The organism is Yersinia mollaretii ATCC 43969 (assembly GCF_013282725.1).
GTDB classification, from domain to species: domain Bacteria; phylum Pseudomonadota; class Gammaproteobacteria; order Enterobacterales; family Enterobacteriaceae; genus Yersinia; species Yersinia mollaretii.
This window is the reverse complement of sequence record NZ_CP054043.1, coordinates 1,778,563-1,795,139: the sequence shown is the minus strand read 5'-3', so window position 1 is coordinate 1,795,139 and position 16,577 is coordinate 1,778,563. Positions and strand designations below refer to the sequence as shown.

The following is a 16,577-nucleotide window of genomic DNA, read 5'->3' as shown; positions in this document are numbered from 1 at the left end:
CGCCCTCGTTGCACCGTAGTATGGCAACACATTATCCATCAGTTATACCGAAATCATGCATTTTTCACGAATTGTCAGTGGATTGGCCTGTGCTATTGCGCTCAATATCAGCATATCTAACGCCAATGCGGCTCAGGTCGAAAATTACACACAGTACCTGCCTGATGGGGCAAATCTTGCACTAATTGTACAAAAAATCGGGGCTACCAGCCCGGCAATAGACTATCACGCCCAGCAGATGGCATTGCCTGCCAGTACACAAAAAGTACTGACGGCCTTGGCCGCGTTATTACAACTCGGCCCAGACTTTCGCTTTGTTACTACGTTGGAAAGTCATGGCACGATAACTGATGGTGTCTTGCGGGGTAATTTAATTGCCCGTTTTGATGGCGATCCGACATTAACACGCCAACAGTTGCGAAATATGGTTGCTACCCTAAGAAAAGCGGGTATTAAGCAAGTTGCTGGTGATTTGATTATCGATACCTCCGTTTTTGCGAGTCATGATAAAGCGCCGGGCTGGCCTTGGAACGATATGACGCAATGCTTTAGTGCGCCACCTGCCGCAGCTATCGTCGATCGTAACTGCTTTTCAGTTTCGCTTTACAGTGCGCCAACTCCAGGCGACATGGCATTTATTCGAGTTGCCTCCTATTATCCGGTACAGATGTTCAGTGAAGTCCGCACCTTAGCCAAAGGCTCGCCTGATGCACAATATTGCGAATTAGACGTCGTTCCTGGCGAATTAAACCGCTTCACACTGACCGGCTGCCTAACCCAGCGCAGTGAACCGCTGCCACTGGCCTTCGCAGTACAAAATGGGGCCAGCTATGCCGGTGCTATTTTGAAAGACGAGTTGAAGAAGGCCGATATCCAGATTGATGGCAGTCTACGCCGTCAAACAACACCGAGTCCGGCTGGAAGTGTGTTAGCACAAACGCAATCAGCGCCACTGCATGATTTACTAAAAATCATGCTAAAAAAATCAGACAATATGATTGCCGATACTGTTTTCAGGACAATTGGTCATCAACGTTTTGGGGTGCCAGGCACATGGCGTGCGGGTGCCGATGCAGTGCGGCAGGTTTTACGCCAGAAAGCGGGGGTAGATCTGGGAAACAGTATTGTCGTGGATGGATCAGGCTTATCACGCCACAATCTGATTTCACCGGCAACCATGATGCAGGCGTTACAGTATATTGCTCAGCATGATCAAGAGCTTAATTTTATTTCAATGCTGCCGCTGTCTGGCTATGACGGCACACTACGCTATCGTGGCGGACTGCATGAAGCAGGCGTTGACGGCAAAGTGTCGGCAAAAACAGGTGCACTACAAGGCGTGTATAATCTAGCCGGATTTATCACCACTGCCAGTGGGCAACGCATGGCATTTGTACAATTCTTGTCTGGTTATGCGGTCCCACCAGAAGATCAAAAAAATCGTCGGGCGCCATTGGTTCGCTTCGAAAGTCGCCTGTATAAAGACATTTATCAGAATAACTGAGAACCATGAAACTACTGATTGTTGAAGATGATGAACTGCTGCAACGAGGCATCGCGATGGCACTGACCAACGAGGGCTACGCTTGTGACTGTACTGGCACGGCAGCAGAAGCGCAGAGTTTGTTACAAAGCAGTCAGTACAGTATGGTCATCCTCGATCTCGGCTTGCCAGATCAAGATGGTGCCGTATTGCTACGCCAATGGCGTCGCCAGCATGTCACCCTGCCAGTGCTGATACTCACCGCTCGTGATGCTCTCGAAGACAGAGTTGACGGGCTGGATGCCGGAGCGGACGATTATCTGATCAAACCATTCGCGCTCGCTGAGTTACTCGCCCGAGTCCGTGCACTGATTCGCCGCTATCAAGGGCAGAGCGACAATCTGGTACAACAAGATGACCTGAGCCTCAACTTGTCTACCCAGCAAGTCTGTTTGCAGGACCAGCCACTCGAAATCACACCCAAAGAGTTTGCGATCCTCTCACGCTTAATCATGCGGGCCGGTCAAACTGTCAATCGTGAATTGTTGCAGCAGGATCTCTACACTTGGAATGATGATCTCGGCTCCAATACGTTGGAAGTGCATATCCATAATCTACGCCGTAAATTGGGTAAAGATCGTATCCGCACAGTCCGTGGCATCGGCTATCGCTTGGAAGCGCAATCATGATCAGTATGCGCCGTCGGTTGATCTTAATGCTGGCATTAATATTACTGGTGACTCAGTTGATCAGCGCATTCTGGCTATGGCATGAAAGTCAGGAACAAATAAGTTTTCTGGTAGATGAAACCCTGAGTGCCAAAGTGCGTAATGAGCGGGTTGATACCGAGATAGCGGAAGCCATTGCTTCACTCCTTGCCCCCTCGCTTATCATGATGACCATCACTTTGTTGCTCTCTTTTTGGGCAATCAGTTGGATTATCCGCCCGCTCGATCAGTTGCAGCAGAAATTGGCGGAACGTTCGGCTGATAATCTCACCCCCGTGGTGGTTAACAGTGATATGCAAGAAATTGTCGCGGTAACATCGACACTGAATCAGTTGTTATCCCGCCTCGCCAATACCATTCAGCAGGAGCGCCTGTTCACCGCAGATGCGGCACATGAACTACGTACGCCGCTTGCGGGCATCCGCCTGCATCTTGAGTTGATGGAACAACAGGGAATCACAGAAAGTCAGTCGCTCATTAACCGCATCGACTTGTTAATGCATACCATTGAACAACTACTGATGCTGTCCAGAGCGGGGCAGAATTTTGCCAGCGGCCTGTACCAGACTCTGGATTGGATTGAAAATGTGGTGCAACCACTGCAAGAGGAGCTGGAGGAGATGTGTGCGCTTCGCCAACAAACCATCGTGTGGGAGCTCCCTCCCAGTGCCAAAACACAGGGTGATGCCACCTTGCTGCGTTTGATGTTGCGCAATTTGGTGGAAAATGCGCATCGTTATAGTCCGGTAGGCAGCCAAATTTTGGTCAAACTCGCAGCTGAAACTCAAGGCGCTGTGTTACAAGTCATTGATGAAGGGCCAGGAATAAAGCAAGAACAAGCTGGCGAGTTGACTCAAGCGTTCCGTCGCATGGATCAGCGCTACGGAGGCAGCGGCTTAGGGCTAAATATCGTGATCCGCACGGTTCAGTTGCACCAAGGCAGGCTGACACTGGAGAACCGCACCGACCGTTCCGGGTTAAAAGCGCAATGTTGGATACCTGCAACCACGCATAACACCGTGTTGCCTCAGTTCAGTTAGTACCAGCCAAACAAAAGGGCCACCATCAAATGGCAGCCCTTGTACGAATCATGTGGTATTACCGAATAATACTGGGGAACATAATTAACGCTCGTAGATGAACTCTACGCCGTCATCATCTTCTTCATCCCAATCATCATCGTCCTCTTCTGCTTTCGCTTCTGCTTCCACTTCAGCAAGTTGTTCACGGTGATAATCATCCCACATGAATTCAACTTTTTCTGGCGCGCTTTCAGCAATCGCCATCTCTTTTGGTTGCGAATTAATGAAGTTCATTACATCCCAGCACAGCGCATTCACATTTTCGCGATTCGCGGCAGAGATCATATAATACTTATCTTCCCATCCCAGTGCTTCTACAATGGCTTTGGCGCGAGTTTCAGCTTCTTCTGGGTCTATCAGGTCAATCTTATTGAAAACGAGCCAGCGTGGCTTCTTAGCGAGGTTTTCACTGTATTGCTGCAACTCATTGATAATGACTTGGGCATTTTTGACCGGATCAGATTCATCAATCGGTGCCAAATCCACTAAATGCAACAGTACGCGGCAACGTTCCAAATGCTTCAGGAAGCGAATACCCAGACCAGCACCCTCTGAAGCGCCTTCAATCAAACCAGGAATATCGGCAACCACGAAGCTCTGCTCGTAATCCATACGAACGACACCCAAACTTGGAATCAGGGTAGTAAATGGATAGTCAGCAACTTTAGGTTTAGCGGCAGAAACAGCGCGGATAAAGGTAGATTTACCGGCATTAGGTAGCCCCAACATCCCGACATCAGCCAGCAGCAACAGCTCTAACGTCAGATCACGGGTCTCACCTTCAGTACCCATCGTTTTCTGGCGCGGGGCGCGGTTAACTGAGGATTTGAAACGAGCATTACCTAATCCGTGGAACCCCCCTTTTGCGACCATCAGACGCTGACCATGGCGGGTCATATCACCCACAATCTCACCGGTTCCCTGATCCAGTATGCGTGTACCGACAGGGACTTTAATGGTGATATCTTTACCTCGTTTACCGGTACAGTCACGGCTTTGGCCATTCTGCCCACGTTCAGCACGGAAAGATTTCACAAAATGGTAATCGATCAGTGTATTGAGGTTTTCATCGGCCAGCAGATAAATATCGCCACCGTCGCCACCGTCGCCACCATCAGGGCCACCATTTGGGATATATTTTTCACGACGGAAGCTAACACAACCGTTACCACCGTCACCGGCTACAACCAAAATTGTAGCTTCATCTACAAACTTCATTGACTCTCTCCGTAAAAAACCAATAGATTTTATCTACTTGTTTTACATTAACTTTATCGGTTCTTTTCGGCGTATTTTCTAGCTCTCGTGATACACCAAGCGTACACAGCATATCGAAAAAACACGAACGCACCAGAACCGGCACGAACAAGGGCGCGTATTATACTCGCTTCTATAGGAAATTTCATCTGTATTAAAAATAGACAATAAACCCGAAAAAAGCATTTTCTCGCTGGATGGCGGATCTCAACCTATTGATACATCAACAGATAGGGCAAACCGGTGAACGTTTCGCGGCTACTTTTGCGGCGTAACCAGACTTATTTCTGCCCGACGTGGCCACCAACGGTGCCCAATGGCAGAGAACATGGCACCTGCCACCACGACAAATGCGCCGACATATCCCACGAGGTTGAGAGACGGGGCGACAAAATTATCGGGCCAAATCAGCGCCAATAAAATTGAAAAAAACAGGGTAAACAGCGGTGTTAATGTAACTAGCGCGCTCACCTGCGCGGCCTGCCAGCGCGCCATAGCTTCCGCTAAAGCGCCATAACCCACCAGAGTATTAACCCCACAAAAAAGCAAGCAGGCAAACTGCCACCCATTTAGCTGGAAAATAACAGCTGGCTTCGCCATTGGGAACAATGCAAGTGCACATAACGCGTACAGTAACAGTAATATTTGTTGCGACGCCATACGCCTTAACAACACCTTTTGGGCAACGCCATAACTGACCCAGACAACAGCGGCACAGACGCCCAATACCACGCCAAGAGTATAATCAGTCAGGCGGGTAAAAATTTCGTGCAGACTGGTATTAAAAAACAACAACAGACCGCAAATCAGCATACCCGCGCCAATAACCTGAGTGACGCGCATCCGCTCTTTTAAAATTAGCACGCTGGCAATCATCATCCCTACCGGTGAGAGTTGCCCAATAACCTGAGATGTCGTCGGACTTAGGTATTGTAATGATGAGCTGAAAAAGATGAAGTTCCCCAACAGACCACAGGTCGCGACGATCAGTAATAGCAGCCAGCGACGTTGGCGGAAAAGTTTAAGGGAGGGCAATTGGCGACGCGAAGCCAGAATAATCCCCAAGCCGATTGCCGCCATCGTAAAGCGATACCAGACAATGGTGAAAGGCTCCATTACCTCGAGTACTTGCTTCATGGCTATTGGCAGCGCACCCCAGAATACGGCAGTGGTTAGTGCCAAAAAAATACCTAAACCAGCCTGCTGTTTCGTATCCATTTTTTACCGGGTGGGGAACCTGAAATGTAAAAAGCCCCGCAAAAAAATTGCAGGGCTTATATCTATTACAAGACGCGAAAGACTTATTCAGCTTCGATGCTGATAAACTTACGGTTTTTCGGGCCTTTAACTTCGAACTTGACTTTACCGTCAGATAAAGCAAACAGAGTATGGTCTTTGCCGCAACCTACGTTGGTGCCTGGGTGGAATTTAGTTCCACGCTGACGAACGATGATGCTGCCTGCCAATACTGCTTCGCCGCCAAAACGTTTTACGCCAAGACGTTTACTTTCGGAGTCACGACCGTTACGAGTCGAGCCACCAGCCTTTTTATGTGCCATTTATCCGCTCTCCTAAATCTTAAGCGCTGATGCCGGTGATTTTAACATCAGTGAACCACTGACGATGACCTTGCTGCTTACGGTAATGCTTACGACGACGGAATTTAACAATCTTAATCTTCTCGCCACGACCGTGAGCTACCACTTCAGCTTTGATCTTGCCACCATCGACTAAAGGAGCGCCGATATTGATTTCTTCACCGTTAGCAATCATCAGAACTTGGTCAAACTCAACAGTTTCACCAGTTGCGATGTCCAGCTTTTCCAGGCGAATGGTTTGACCTTCGCTTACTCGGTGTTGTTTACCACCACTTTGGAAAACCGCGTACATATAAAACTCCGCTTTCCGCACACTCCACTTTTGTAGTCCAGAGCGCACTATAAATATTCACAATAGGGCGCGAATTCTACGCAAAAACGTAGTGAATGACAAGTATATAATCAGCACAAGAGAAGAAAAAAAGCACAGTTTCTTACATCTCGTTTATTTGATGGTTTTTTCAAGTACAATCATAGTCTCAGGGAGCGTCATGTAATAATGTGGGCGGTAATCTCATCGCAGTTAAAGAGAAAAACAGCTGAATATAACAATGAACCTAGAAAAGATTATCGAGTTAACCGCGCCAGATATGGCGGCAGTAAACACAACAATCCTCGAGCAATTGAACTCTGATGTTGTCCTTATCAATCAATTGGGCCATTACATTATCAGTGGTGGTGGGAAACGAATTCGCCCCATGATCGCCGTTTTGGTCGCTCGAGCACTGCACTATCAAGGTACTAAGCATATCACCGTCGCGGCATTGATTGAATTTATCCACACCGCAACACTGCTGCATGATGATGTGGTTGATGAATCCGATATGCGCCGTGGTAAGGCGACGGCAAATGCGGCATTTGGTAATGCTGCCAGCGTGTTGGTGGGCGACTATATCTATACCCGCTCATTCCAGATGATGACAGGCCTGGAGTCGCTGCGAGTGCTTACATTGATGTCAGAAGCAACAAATGTCATTGCTGAAGGTGAAGTATTACAGCTAATGAACTGCAATAATCCTGATATCACTGAAGAAAATTACATGCAGGTCATTTACAGCAAAACAGCCCGTTTGTTCGAAGCTGCATCCCAATCAGCCGCTGTCCTAGCGAATGCCAGTGAAGAGCAGGAGTTGGCATTGCAGAATTATGGCCGCTATCTGGGGACCGCTTTCCAGTTGATTGATGATCTGCTGGATTACAGTTCAGATGGTACCACATTGGGTAAAAACACGGGTGATGACCTGAACGAAGGCAAGCCGACACTTCCATTGCTGCATGCGATGCGTAATGGCACTTCTGAGCAAGAAGCGATGATTCGGCAAGCCATTGAGCAGGGTAATGGTCGCCATCTGCTTGAGCCCGTCTTAGCCGCAATGCAGCAGTGTGGCTCACTGGATTACACTCGCCAGCGTGCTGAAGAGGAAGCGGATAAAGCTATTGCTGCATTACAGATTCTACCTGAAAGTGAGTATCGACTAGCACTAGAAGGATTGGCACACATTGCTGTCCAACGCGCATTTTAAGAAATTATTTAGAAACTCGGGACATTACTGCCCGAGTTCATTTCGACCCCGCTGATTCACTTTCAAACCAAGCGTTTCATGAGTGCCCCAACACCTTCTCGTAGCAAAAATGCGATGGCTTGTGCACGTTCCGCTTCCGTAAGTTGGTAATAGGCTTCTATCCAAATGTTCACTGGATCCTGCCGTACCGGCGTATATTGTGCTGGTTCTTCCCTTAGCTGCAATGAATTCAGTATCGTACTGGGTAAGCTTTCAACATGGTATTCCACCGCCTTTCCCTGAACACCACGGCGACGACGCTGCTCCCATCCCTCACGTTTGGCCATGAGGTTGATTCCTTGTGGTGATGACGGTAACCCCTCAAGACCTGCCAGTTCCTTAGCGGCAAACCACTCTTTTTTCATGGCGTTGCTTCCTAGTATGCGTTATGACACAAAAAAGGAATATTTAGAAAACATTTGAAATCTTTTTAGAAATAAATGATATGATCTTTCTAAATGGTCACTTTATGTTCACGTTCCGATTAACAATGTACCGTTATTTATATCACTAACGCGTCAGCTGCTTAGAAAAAAAAAGGATTAAAGATGATTTTAAGGAAATCTGATTGGCACCCAGCCGACATCATTGCTGCACTACGTAAAGAAGGCACAACTCTGGCCGCACTTTCTCGCAAAGCAGGATTAAGTTCATCCACGCTTGCCAATGCATTGACTCGCCCCTGGCCAAAGGGGGAATGGTTGATTGCAGAGTGTCTGAACATTCATCCTTCAGAAATCTGGCCAACACGCTATTTTGACGCAAAAACAGGAGCACTTCTCGACCGAAAAGTGAGGATACGGCAGACTATTATTTCGGCATAAAAAAACCGTCGGCGATCTGCTCCGGCGGTTGATAATGCCATATTAGGGGCAGTGCTGTCCCCGACTTCTACATAGTGTTACCTATACCCAAAGTCATTGGCGTTGCAATAAAGCGGTAACTCCCCCCAACAAACTGACTCAACTCAGTGAATCGGTAAGCGGGGGTCATTTGCACCTCTGCAACGCCAAGTAAGGTATATTAGTTATTGACGAATTTTTCGCCCAACACAATATCTTGGTGTAACACATCAAGCATACTTTCCAGCGCTTGCTGCTCAAAAGCACTCAGTTTGCCGATATCTTTACGTTCTGCAACGCCGTTTTTGCCCAACAAGATGGGTTGAGCGAAGAAGCGAGCATACTTGCCATCACCTTCAACGTAAGAACATTCAACAACATTGCTTTCGCCTTGCAAAGCACGCACCAAAGAAAGACCAAAACGCGCCGCAGCCTGCCCCATGGAGAGTGTCGCTGACCCGCCACCGGCTTTTGCTTCAACAACTTCAGTCCCTGCATTCTGAATGCGCTTAGTCAGAGAGGCAACTTCCTGCTCTGTAAAGCTAATGCCGGGAACTTGCGACAGCAATGGCAGAATAGTCACCCCAGAGTGACCACCGATCACTGGCACTTCGATATCCTGAGGCTGCTTACCCTTTAATTCAGCAACGAAGGTGTTAGAGCGAATGGTATCCAGTGTCGTAATACCAAATAATTTGTTTTTATCGTAAACACCGGCTTTTTTCAGCACTTCTGCTGCGATCGCGACAGTCGTGTTAACTGGGTTGGTAATGATGCCAATTAAAGCGTTAGGGCAAGTACGCGCAATTTGCTCAACCAGATTACGAACGATACCAGCATTAACATTGAACAGATCTGAACGATCCATACCTGGTTTGCGAGCTACGCCAGCAGAAATCAGAACAATATCGGCCCCTTGTAGTGCTGGGGTAGCATCTTCACCACTGAAACCTTTGATATTAACAGCGGTCGGGATATGGCTCAGATCAACCGCAACACCAGGGGTGACTGGCGCGATATCATATAAAGAGAGGTCTGAACCTGAAGGAAGCTGGGTCTTGAGTAGAAGAGCGAGGGCCTGGCCGATACCACCAGCAGCACCGAGAACTGCAACTTTCATCCTATACTCCTTATTATATTTAATTTAAATTTGCCGTGAATTCATCTAGTTACGCACCTTAATTTATTGTAATTTTAAACACAATCTATTAACAGTCAGATTGAGATATCACGCATCAAAAAGGCGCATAGGGCTTATGTATTTTAGATTAAATCGCTTATTCGTTAATGATATAGCGCACATTATTCTAAAATTTACTGGAGCATTCATGACAGGTTAATTCGCGGTTACATTACACCCTTCTGTAACATCAAAACAACATCATTTTAATAACATTTTGGTTACTTAGGCCGAATCTCTATACATGCTGATTTAGCATAACTGTAACAGTATGATGATGTTAAAACTTCGCCATACCTTGATATCAATGCTTTTATCGCTAATACTCCACAGTCATGTTGAATAAAAATTCATTTATATGCATAATAATCCTATTCACTATTGACTACTCAGGGCATAGCAAATGCGTAATCCCGCAAAACAAGAAGATCTTATCAAGGCGTTCAAAGCGTTATTGAAAGAAGAGAAATTCAGTTCTCAAGGTGAGATCGTTTTGGCCTTGCAGGAAGAAGGTTTTGAAAATATTAACCAATCCAAAGTGTCACGCATGCTGACCAAGTTCGGCGCAGTCAGGACGCGTAATGCAAAAATGGAGATGGTTTACTGCTTACCCGCAGAGCTAGGTGTGCCGACAACGAGCAGCCCGCTGAAGAACCTGGTATTAGATGTTGATTATAATGATTCCGTGGTTGTGATTAATACCAGCCCTGGTGCAGCTCAGCTGATCGCCCGCCTGCTGGACTCATTAGGCAAGGCTGAGGGTATTCTCGGCAGTATTGCCGGCGACGATACCATCTTCACGACACCAGCCAGAGGTTTCACCGTTAAGCAACTGCATGAAGCTATCCTCGGGCTATTCGATCAAGAGCTTTAATCCCACTTTTTAATATCTGGTGTATATAGATGCGGCATATCTGCCGCATTATTTCTTTTTAGGTCTCTTTACCAGCTACGGTTCCTGACTCCTCACACTCAACTTTCTAAAGCCAAGCAGGGCATTTCACTGCCTACTCTTTTTAAAATGGCAATAAAACACCACGTTAACTCTATTCATGGTCAAACCCATCGTATCCATTCGCACTTTTAGTCAAAAACACTTATCCGATTGAAAATAGTAGACTTTAACTAAAACATGCTGTTTTTTAGCCATTTTTTATTCCTTTTCGTTCTTAAAAAATAGTAACCATCGGAAAAGTGACCATAAATATTATTAGCGCGCTATTAATATTCTCAGTTACTAGATGTATACTCATTTTCGTGACGTAAATCACACTTCCTTTGAAGTGATAAAAGAATAAATAGAGGCAATAACATGAACATTAAAACTACTATCGCAACAATGAGCGTTCTATCTGCACTGTCATTCGGCGTGTTTGCAGCTGATTCTATCAATGACACTCAAGCCGCTAACATGCAGCCAATGGGCACCATTACCGTCAGTGGCCTTAACGGCGCACCTTCTGATATCCGTCAGGCACTGTCTGATAAAGCAGATGCAATGGGCGCTAAAGCTTATAAAGTGATTGAAGTGCGTGAAGAAAATAACTGGCACGCCACAGCTAAAGCTTACAAATAAGATTACACGCTAAGTATGAAAGTATGCCCCGTTTGAAGGGGCATACTTTCAAGTTTGATGGTTTATTCAATCGGTTGAGAATAGAGAAAAATCATTTTCAGCATATTGAATAGAGTATTGATTGAATCGATGAGCTAAGAGAGCACCACGCTGAATAATCCCTCGTCGTCTATCCGACGAACCCTTTTACCCCCGCTCTGCGGGGGATTTTTTTGTCTAACCTAATCCTGAGACTCAGCTTCTAGCGCAGATTTTTTACTCAGTGAACTCAAGAGCTTGTCATGAATCCCACCAAAGCCGCCATTACTCATCACCAAGATGTGATCGCCGGGTTGGGCTGTTTTCACAATCATATCGACTAACGTATCGATATCAGCACTCCAATGCGCAGGTTGAATGCAAGCTTCGGCCACTTCCACCACTTGCCAAGGGATATGCTGCGGTTGGAACAGGAACACTTCATCCGCACGGCCCAATGAAGGTGCCAGCTCGTTCTTGCATAACCCCAATTTCATGGTGTTAGAACGCGGCTCCAAAACGGCCAAAATCCGAGCGGTTCCACCGACTTTGCTGCGCAGTGCCGCCAAAGTCGCCAGTATTGCGGTTGGATGGTGGGCGAAATCATCATAAACCGTGACACCATGGGCTTCGCCGCGCAACTCCAACCGACGGCGGGCATTAATAAAATCACCCAGTACCCGGCAAGCATCTGCTGGCAAAACTCCCACATGACGGGCAGCGGCGATAGCCATCAAGCCGTTATGCATATTGTGTTCACCCACCAGTGACCAACTGACCTCGCCCACTAATTCATTATCGAGAAACACTTCATAGACGCTGGCATCGGTCGAGACTTTACGTGCAAGCCAACTGCCTGTTTCGCCTACCAACTCTTGCTCGCTCCAGCACCCCATCGCCATCACTTGCTTCAAGTGATTATCATTATCTGGCACGATGATTTTGCCTTTGCCGGGAACTAAGCGCACCAGATGGTGGAATTGCTTCTGAATCGCCTTAAGATCGTCAAAGATATCAGCATGATCGAACTCAAGATTATTCATCACTAGCGTTCTTGGGCTGTAGTGGACAAATTTAGAGCGCTTATCAAAGAAGGCACAATCATATTCATCCGCTTCTATCACAAAGAATGGACTGTTACCTAGACGGGCTGAGACATCGAAATTGCCCGGCACCCCGCCAATCACAAAACCGGGTTCATAACCACAGGCTTCCAGTATCCAGGCCACCATTCCGGCAGTGGTCGTTTTGCCGTGAGTACCGGCTATCGCCAATACCCAGCGCTCTGGCAACACATGGTCATGTAGCCATTGCGGCCCTGAAACATAAGGAATACCTTGCTCTAATACGGCTTCGACGCAGGGGTTACCACGGGTCATGGCATTGCCGATAATGACCAAATCCGGTGCAGGATTCAGTTGAGCCGGATCATATCCCTGGATCAAATCGATCCCTTGATTCTCCAGCAGTGTGCTCATCGGTGGATACACGTTAGCATCCGCTCCCGTCACTTCATGACCTAATGAACGGGCAAGCATCGCCAGACCGCCCATAAAAGTGCCGCAGATACCTAATATGTGAATGCGCATAAATTTTCCGTATTAATAAGCTTCGAGTTTGCAGCCATTCTACCGCTCAGAATCAAAGAGAAGAAACGGAATTGCCTATGAATCATTCTTATCTTTGGGCTACACTGCTGCCATCAGGTGAGTTGTTCGTTAATAAATCGATATTTAACCGTAGATCCAGGGATTGAGTCATGAAAACGTTAGGCGAATTCATCGTTGAGAAACAGCTAGACTTCTCTCACGCCACCGGCGAATTAACTGCATTACTTTCAGCAATCAAACTCGGCGCAAAGATTATTCATCGTGATATCAACAAAGCAGGTTTGGTTGATATTTTAGGTGCCAGCGGTGTTTCCAATATTCAGGGCGAAGACCAGATGAAACTGGATCTGTTTGCCAATGAAAAATTGAAAGCGGCCCTAAAAGCACGCGGTGAAGTTGCCGGTATCGCCTCGGAAGAGGAAGATGACATTGTTATCTTTGATGGCGGGCGGGCAGAAAATGCCAAATATGTGGTTCTGATGGACCCTCTGGATGGATCTTCAAATATTGACGTGAATGTGTCCGTCGGTACTATTTTCTCCATCTATCGTCGCATCACCCCATTTGGCACGCCAATTACTGAAGCTGACTTCTTGCAACCGGGCACCAAGCAAGTGGCGGCAGGTTACGTGGTCTACGGTTCTTCAACAATGTTGGTGTATACCACAGGTTATGGCGTTCATACTTTCACTTATGATCCGTCACTGGGTGTTTTCTGTTTATCCGGCGAAAAAGTACGCTATCCCGCAACCGGTTGCATGTACTCCATCAATGAAGGGAACTACATTAAATTCCCACTGGGTGTGAAGAAATACATCAAGTATTGCCAAGAGCAGGATGAAGCGACCCAGCGGCCATATACTTCGCGCTATATTGGGTCATTGGTGGCCGACTTCCATCGTAACCTGTTGAAAGGCGGTATCTATATTTACCCAAGCACCGCCAGCCATCCACAAGGGAAACTGCGTTTACTGTACGAATGCAACCCAATGGCATTCCTCGCGGAACAAGCCGGTGGTAAAGCAACCGATGGGGTTAACCGCATTCTGGATATCGTGCCGGAGAAATTGCATCAGCGCGCACCGTTCTTTGTCGGGACAAAATCCATGGTTGAAGACGCGGAAGGCTTTATTGCCAAATTCCCGGATGAAGAAGCCAAGTAATTAGCCCGATAGCGACAGAAAACAGCGGCCCCTAAGCCGCTGTTTTTTTTATACTTCGAGCGCCAGTTTATCCCCCTGCAATTTAAATACCGCCATGCTGGCTGATAATGCATCGGCTTGCTCTTCTAATGAGCGCGTTGCGGCTGCGGCCTGTTCCACCAATGTGGCATTCTGCTGAGCAACCTGATCCATTTGTGCAATAGCCACATTCACTTGCTCAATGCCGCTACTTTGCTCATAACTTGCCGCTGATATTTCGCGCATCAATGCCGTTACCCGACTGACTTCGCTGGCGATCTCATGCATGGTTTTACCCGCAGATTCCGCCATATCCGCACCTTCCCGCACTCGATTTTGCGACTCCACAATGAGATCTTTGATCTCTTTAGCCGATTGCGCACTGCGCTGGGCCAAATTACGGACCTCGCCAGCGACCACCGCAAAACCGCGCCCCTGCTCACCCGCTCTGGCGGCTTCAACCGCAGCATTCAACGCCAGAATATTGGTCTGAAATGCAATACCGTCAATCACGGCAATGATATCGGAAATACGCCGTGAACTGGAGGTAATGGCCTGCATCTTATCAACCACATGGCTGACGGCCTCACTGCCTTTATTGGCAATATCCGATACACTCATCGCCAAGCGATTTGCCTGATCAGAGTTTTCAGCATTCATTTTTACGGTCGAGGTCAATTGCTCCATGCTAGCCGCAGTTTGCTCTAGTGAAGAGGCCGACTCTTCGGTACGTTCCGCTAAATGAGTATTACCTGCTGCTAACTCCCGCGAACCAACACCAATCTGCCCGCCCACATCACGGACATTGCTCACTGACACCACCAGCGATTGCTGCATGACCTGCAACGCTTTGGCGAGCCGCGCCAGTTCCGTATTGCCCTCACTGTTGATACTGTGGGTCAAATCACCAGAGGCTATAAATTCCAACTGATGAATTGATTGCTCTAAAGGCTGTAAAATAATGTATTTGAGTGCAAACCATGCCAGCAACGCTGAGATCAAAGTGATCACACCCGCCGCGACAATGATCGCCAACTTGATTTTGGCGGCACTGTTAGCTCCATCGATTTGCCGTTGGCCCGCATCCAGCGCATAGCTACGAAAGGTCGCAACGTCATTATTAAACGCTTTGCTGATATCAGTAATACTCTTTTCCAGCACCTCGTAATACTCATCGGCATAACCCGCCTTGATGGCAGCCAGCATCGGCAACACACCTTTATCTACATAATTTTTATAACTTTTTTGAATGTTAATTGCCAGTTCCTGCCCATCTCCCCGGTCAGATACTGCGCTGACAAAACGTGCCATCTCTTTTTGCGATAATGCCAGCGAGCCTTCCGCCTGCTTTGCAGTTTGTAACGACTCATCAATCAGGCCAATCTCTAGTTGATGGATCGCCAGTGCAGCTTCAGTTCTGGCACTCAATGTGGCAGTAAAGCTATTCGACAAAGATCCCAGCTCCTCCCCCTGAATTTGATTGATGATTTGTAATGAACGTGAGCTTTCCTGAATGGAATTAATTCCGATCACGCTAACAATTAATAAGATCAATGACATAAGGCATAACTGAGCAATAAGCCCATTCTTAATGGTAATCTTTTTTAACATCGGTATTTTTCCGGTTGTGTGCAAATGATTAAGATTACAAAGTGTTAGCAGTACAGCGGACTCTCTTATTGTTTGATTAAGTTATCGGCTACACGCGGGTCAGCTTGAACCATCACCGGAAAAACAGCTTAAAATAGATACATTTAGCGAATGACGGGATTTTATCTCAATGAAATGGCCCTGACTCAGGCAATCTCACCGCCGTATAGCAGTGAAAAGGGCGGGAATTCACATAAGACTTGGCTATAATAGCCAGCACTCCATTTCTGGTTTGATAAAAGGAAACCGACATGAGCTTGAACGACGTACCCGCAGGTAAAGACCTGCCAGAAGATATTTATGTTGTGATCGAAATCCCAGCGAATGCTGACCCGATTAAATATGAAATCGATAAAGAGACTGGCTCTCTGTTTGTAGACCGTTTCATGTCTACCGCTATGTTCTACCCATGCAACTACGGTTACATCAACAACACCTTGTCATTAGATGGGGACCCGGTTGATGTGTTGGTGCCAACACCTTATCCATTGCAGCCGGGCGCAGTGATTCGTTGCCGCCCAGTTGGCGTGTTGAAAATGACTGATGAAGCTGGCGAAGATGCCAAGTTGGTGGCGGTTCCACACAGCAAACTGACCAAAGAGTACGATCACGTTAAAGACGTGCAAGACCTGCCAGAACTGCTGAAAGCGCAGATCAAACACTTCTTTGAACATTATAAAGATCTGGAAACCGGCAAGTGGGTGAAAGTTGACGGCTGGGAAGATGCCGCAGCCGCTAAAGCTGAGATCCTCTCTTCTTTCGAGCGCGCGAAGAAGTAATTCTTTGTTTTGCCGATAAAAAAACACCACT

Annotated in this window: 17 protein-coding genes; 9 read left to right on the top strand and 8 right to left on the bottom strand. The window is 47.2% G+C overall.

Annotated features, from left to right (window positions below; translation table 11 throughout):
* The first annotated feature begins 55 nt into the window (after positions 1-55).
* Genes dacB through pmrB form a run of 3 tightly spaced genes read left to right on the top strand, consistent with a single transcriptional unit; the run spans position 56 to position 3,251 of the window.
* Positions 56-1,504 carry a serine-type D-Ala-D-Ala carboxypeptidase gene (gene dacB, locus HRD69_RS07985; RefSeq protein WP_004875421.1) on the top strand — a complete coding sequence of 483 codons (1,449 nt, stop codon included), beginning with the start codon at positions 56-58 and terminating at the stop codon, positions 1,502-1,504.
* A 5-nt stretch (positions 1,505-1,509) separates the two neighbouring features.
* On the top strand, positions 1,510-2,172 hold the full coding sequence (gene pmrA / locus HRD69_RS07980; protein WP_004875422.1) for a two-component system response regulator PmrA: 663 nt from the start codon (positions 1,510-1,512) through the stop codon (positions 2,170-2,172).
* Positions 2,169-3,251, top strand: coding sequence for a two-component system sensor histidine kinase PmrB (gene pmrB / locus HRD69_RS07975; protein WP_032814623.1), 1,083 nt, complete (start codon positions 2,169-2,171; stop codon positions 3,249-3,251). Before pmrA ends, pmrB begins: the two co-directional genes overlap by 4 nt.
* Before the next feature lie 84 nt (positions 3,252-3,335).
* Here pmrB and cgtA read toward each other — a convergent pair whose 3' ends face one another.
* From cgtA to rplU, 4 genes are all read right to left on the bottom strand, one after another.
* On the bottom strand, positions 3,336-4,511 hold the full coding sequence (gene cgtA, locus HRD69_RS07970; protein WP_004875424.1) for an Obg family GTPase CgtA: 1,176 nt from the start codon (positions 4,509-4,511) through the stop codon (positions 3,336-3,338).
* A 297-nt stretch (positions 4,512-4,808) separates the two neighbouring features.
* On the bottom strand, positions 4,809-5,768 hold the full coding sequence (locus HRD69_RS07965; protein ID WP_049608828.1) for a DMT family transporter: 960 nt from the start codon (positions 5,766-5,768) through the stop codon (positions 4,809-4,811).
* Between the two features lie 83 nt (positions 5,769-5,851).
* Positions 5,852-6,109, bottom strand: a complete 258-nt coding sequence (gene rpmA / locus HRD69_RS07960) for a 50S ribosomal protein L27 (protein WP_004875427.1) — start codon at positions 6,107-6,109, stop codon at positions 5,852-5,854.
* Positions 6,110-6,128: 19 nt separating this feature from the next.
* Entirely contained in the window at positions 6,129-6,440 is a 312-nt protein-coding gene (gene rplU / locus HRD69_RS07955) for a 50S ribosomal protein L21 (RefSeq protein WP_004707048.1), read from the bottom strand.
* A 259-nt stretch (positions 6,441-6,699) separates the two neighbouring features.
* On the opposite strand from rplU, the gene ispB reads away from it, so the two are divergent.
* Positions 6,700-7,671, top strand: coding sequence for an octaprenyl diphosphate synthase (gene ispB, locus HRD69_RS07950; protein WP_004875428.1), 972 nt, complete (start codon positions 6,700-6,702; stop codon positions 7,669-7,671).
* A 62-nt stretch (positions 7,672-7,733) separates the two neighbouring features.
* Here the strand turns inward: ispB and HRD69_RS07945 are convergent, their stop codons facing one another.
* Positions 7,734-8,075, bottom strand: a complete 342-nt coding sequence (locus tag HRD69_RS07945) for a DNA-binding protein (RefSeq protein WP_004875429.1) — start codon at positions 8,073-8,075, stop codon at positions 7,734-7,736.
* A gap of 183 nt (positions 8,076-8,258) precedes the next feature.
* Between HRD69_RS07945 and HRD69_RS07940 the strand changes: the two genes are divergently transcribed.
* Positions 8,259-8,534 (top strand): helix-turn-helix domain-containing protein, encoded by a 276-nt coding sequence (locus tag HRD69_RS07940; RefSeq protein WP_032814626.1) that lies wholly within the window; start codon positions 8,259-8,261, stop codon positions 8,532-8,534.
* Between the two features lie 199 nt (positions 8,535-8,733).
* Here the strand turns inward: HRD69_RS07940 and mdh are convergent, their stop codons facing one another.
* The gene (mdh, locus tag HRD69_RS07935) at positions 8,734-9,672 is read right to left on the bottom strand and encodes a malate dehydrogenase (RefSeq protein ID WP_004875430.1); all 939 of its coding nucleotides are present in this window, start codon (positions 9,670-9,672) and stop codon (positions 8,734-8,736) included.
* Positions 9,673-10,135: 463 nt separating this feature from the next.
* Here mdh and argR point away from each other — a divergent pair, with 463 nt between their 5' ends.
* Positions 10,136-10,606 (top strand): transcriptional regulator ArgR, encoded by a 471-nt coding sequence (gene argR / locus HRD69_RS07930; RefSeq protein WP_004875431.1) that lies wholly within the window; start codon positions 10,136-10,138, stop codon positions 10,604-10,606.
* Between the two features lie 438 nt (positions 10,607-11,044).
* Positions 11,045-11,308, top strand: coding sequence for a peroxide/acid stress response protein YhcN (gene yhcN, locus HRD69_RS07925; RefSeq protein WP_032814628.1), 264 nt, complete (start codon positions 11,045-11,047; stop codon positions 11,306-11,308).
* Positions 11,309-11,529: 221 nt separating this feature from the next.
* On the opposite strand, the gene mpl is transcribed toward yhcN, so the two are convergent.
* Positions 11,530-12,915 carry a UDP-N-acetylmuramate:L-alanyl-gamma-D-glutamyl-meso-diaminopimelate ligase gene (gene mpl, locus HRD69_RS07920; RefSeq protein WP_004875433.1) on the bottom strand — a complete coding sequence of 462 codons (1,386 nt, stop codon included), beginning with the start codon at positions 12,913-12,915 and terminating at the stop codon, positions 11,530-11,532.
* A gap of 170 nt (positions 12,916-13,085) precedes the next feature.
* Between mpl and fbp the strand changes: the two genes are divergently transcribed.
* Positions 13,086-14,099, top strand: coding sequence for a class 1 fructose-bisphosphatase (gene fbp / locus HRD69_RS07915; protein WP_004875434.1), 1,014 nt, complete (start codon positions 13,086-13,088; stop codon positions 14,097-14,099).
* A 48-nt stretch (positions 14,100-14,147) separates the two neighbouring features.
* Here the strand turns inward: fbp and HRD69_RS07910 are convergent, their stop codons facing one another.
* Positions 14,148-15,728 carry a methyl-accepting chemotaxis protein gene (locus HRD69_RS07910; RefSeq protein ID WP_004875435.1) on the bottom strand — a complete coding sequence of 527 codons (1,581 nt, stop codon included), beginning with the start codon at positions 15,726-15,728 and terminating at the stop codon, positions 14,148-14,150.
* Between the two features lie 290 nt (positions 15,729-16,018).
* Between HRD69_RS07910 and ppa the strand changes: the two genes are divergently transcribed.
* On the top strand, positions 16,019-16,546 hold the full coding sequence (gene ppa, locus HRD69_RS07905; protein WP_004875436.1) for an inorganic diphosphatase: 528 nt from the start codon (positions 16,019-16,021) through the stop codon (positions 16,544-16,546).
* Positions 16,547-16,577: the final 31 nt, after the last annotated feature.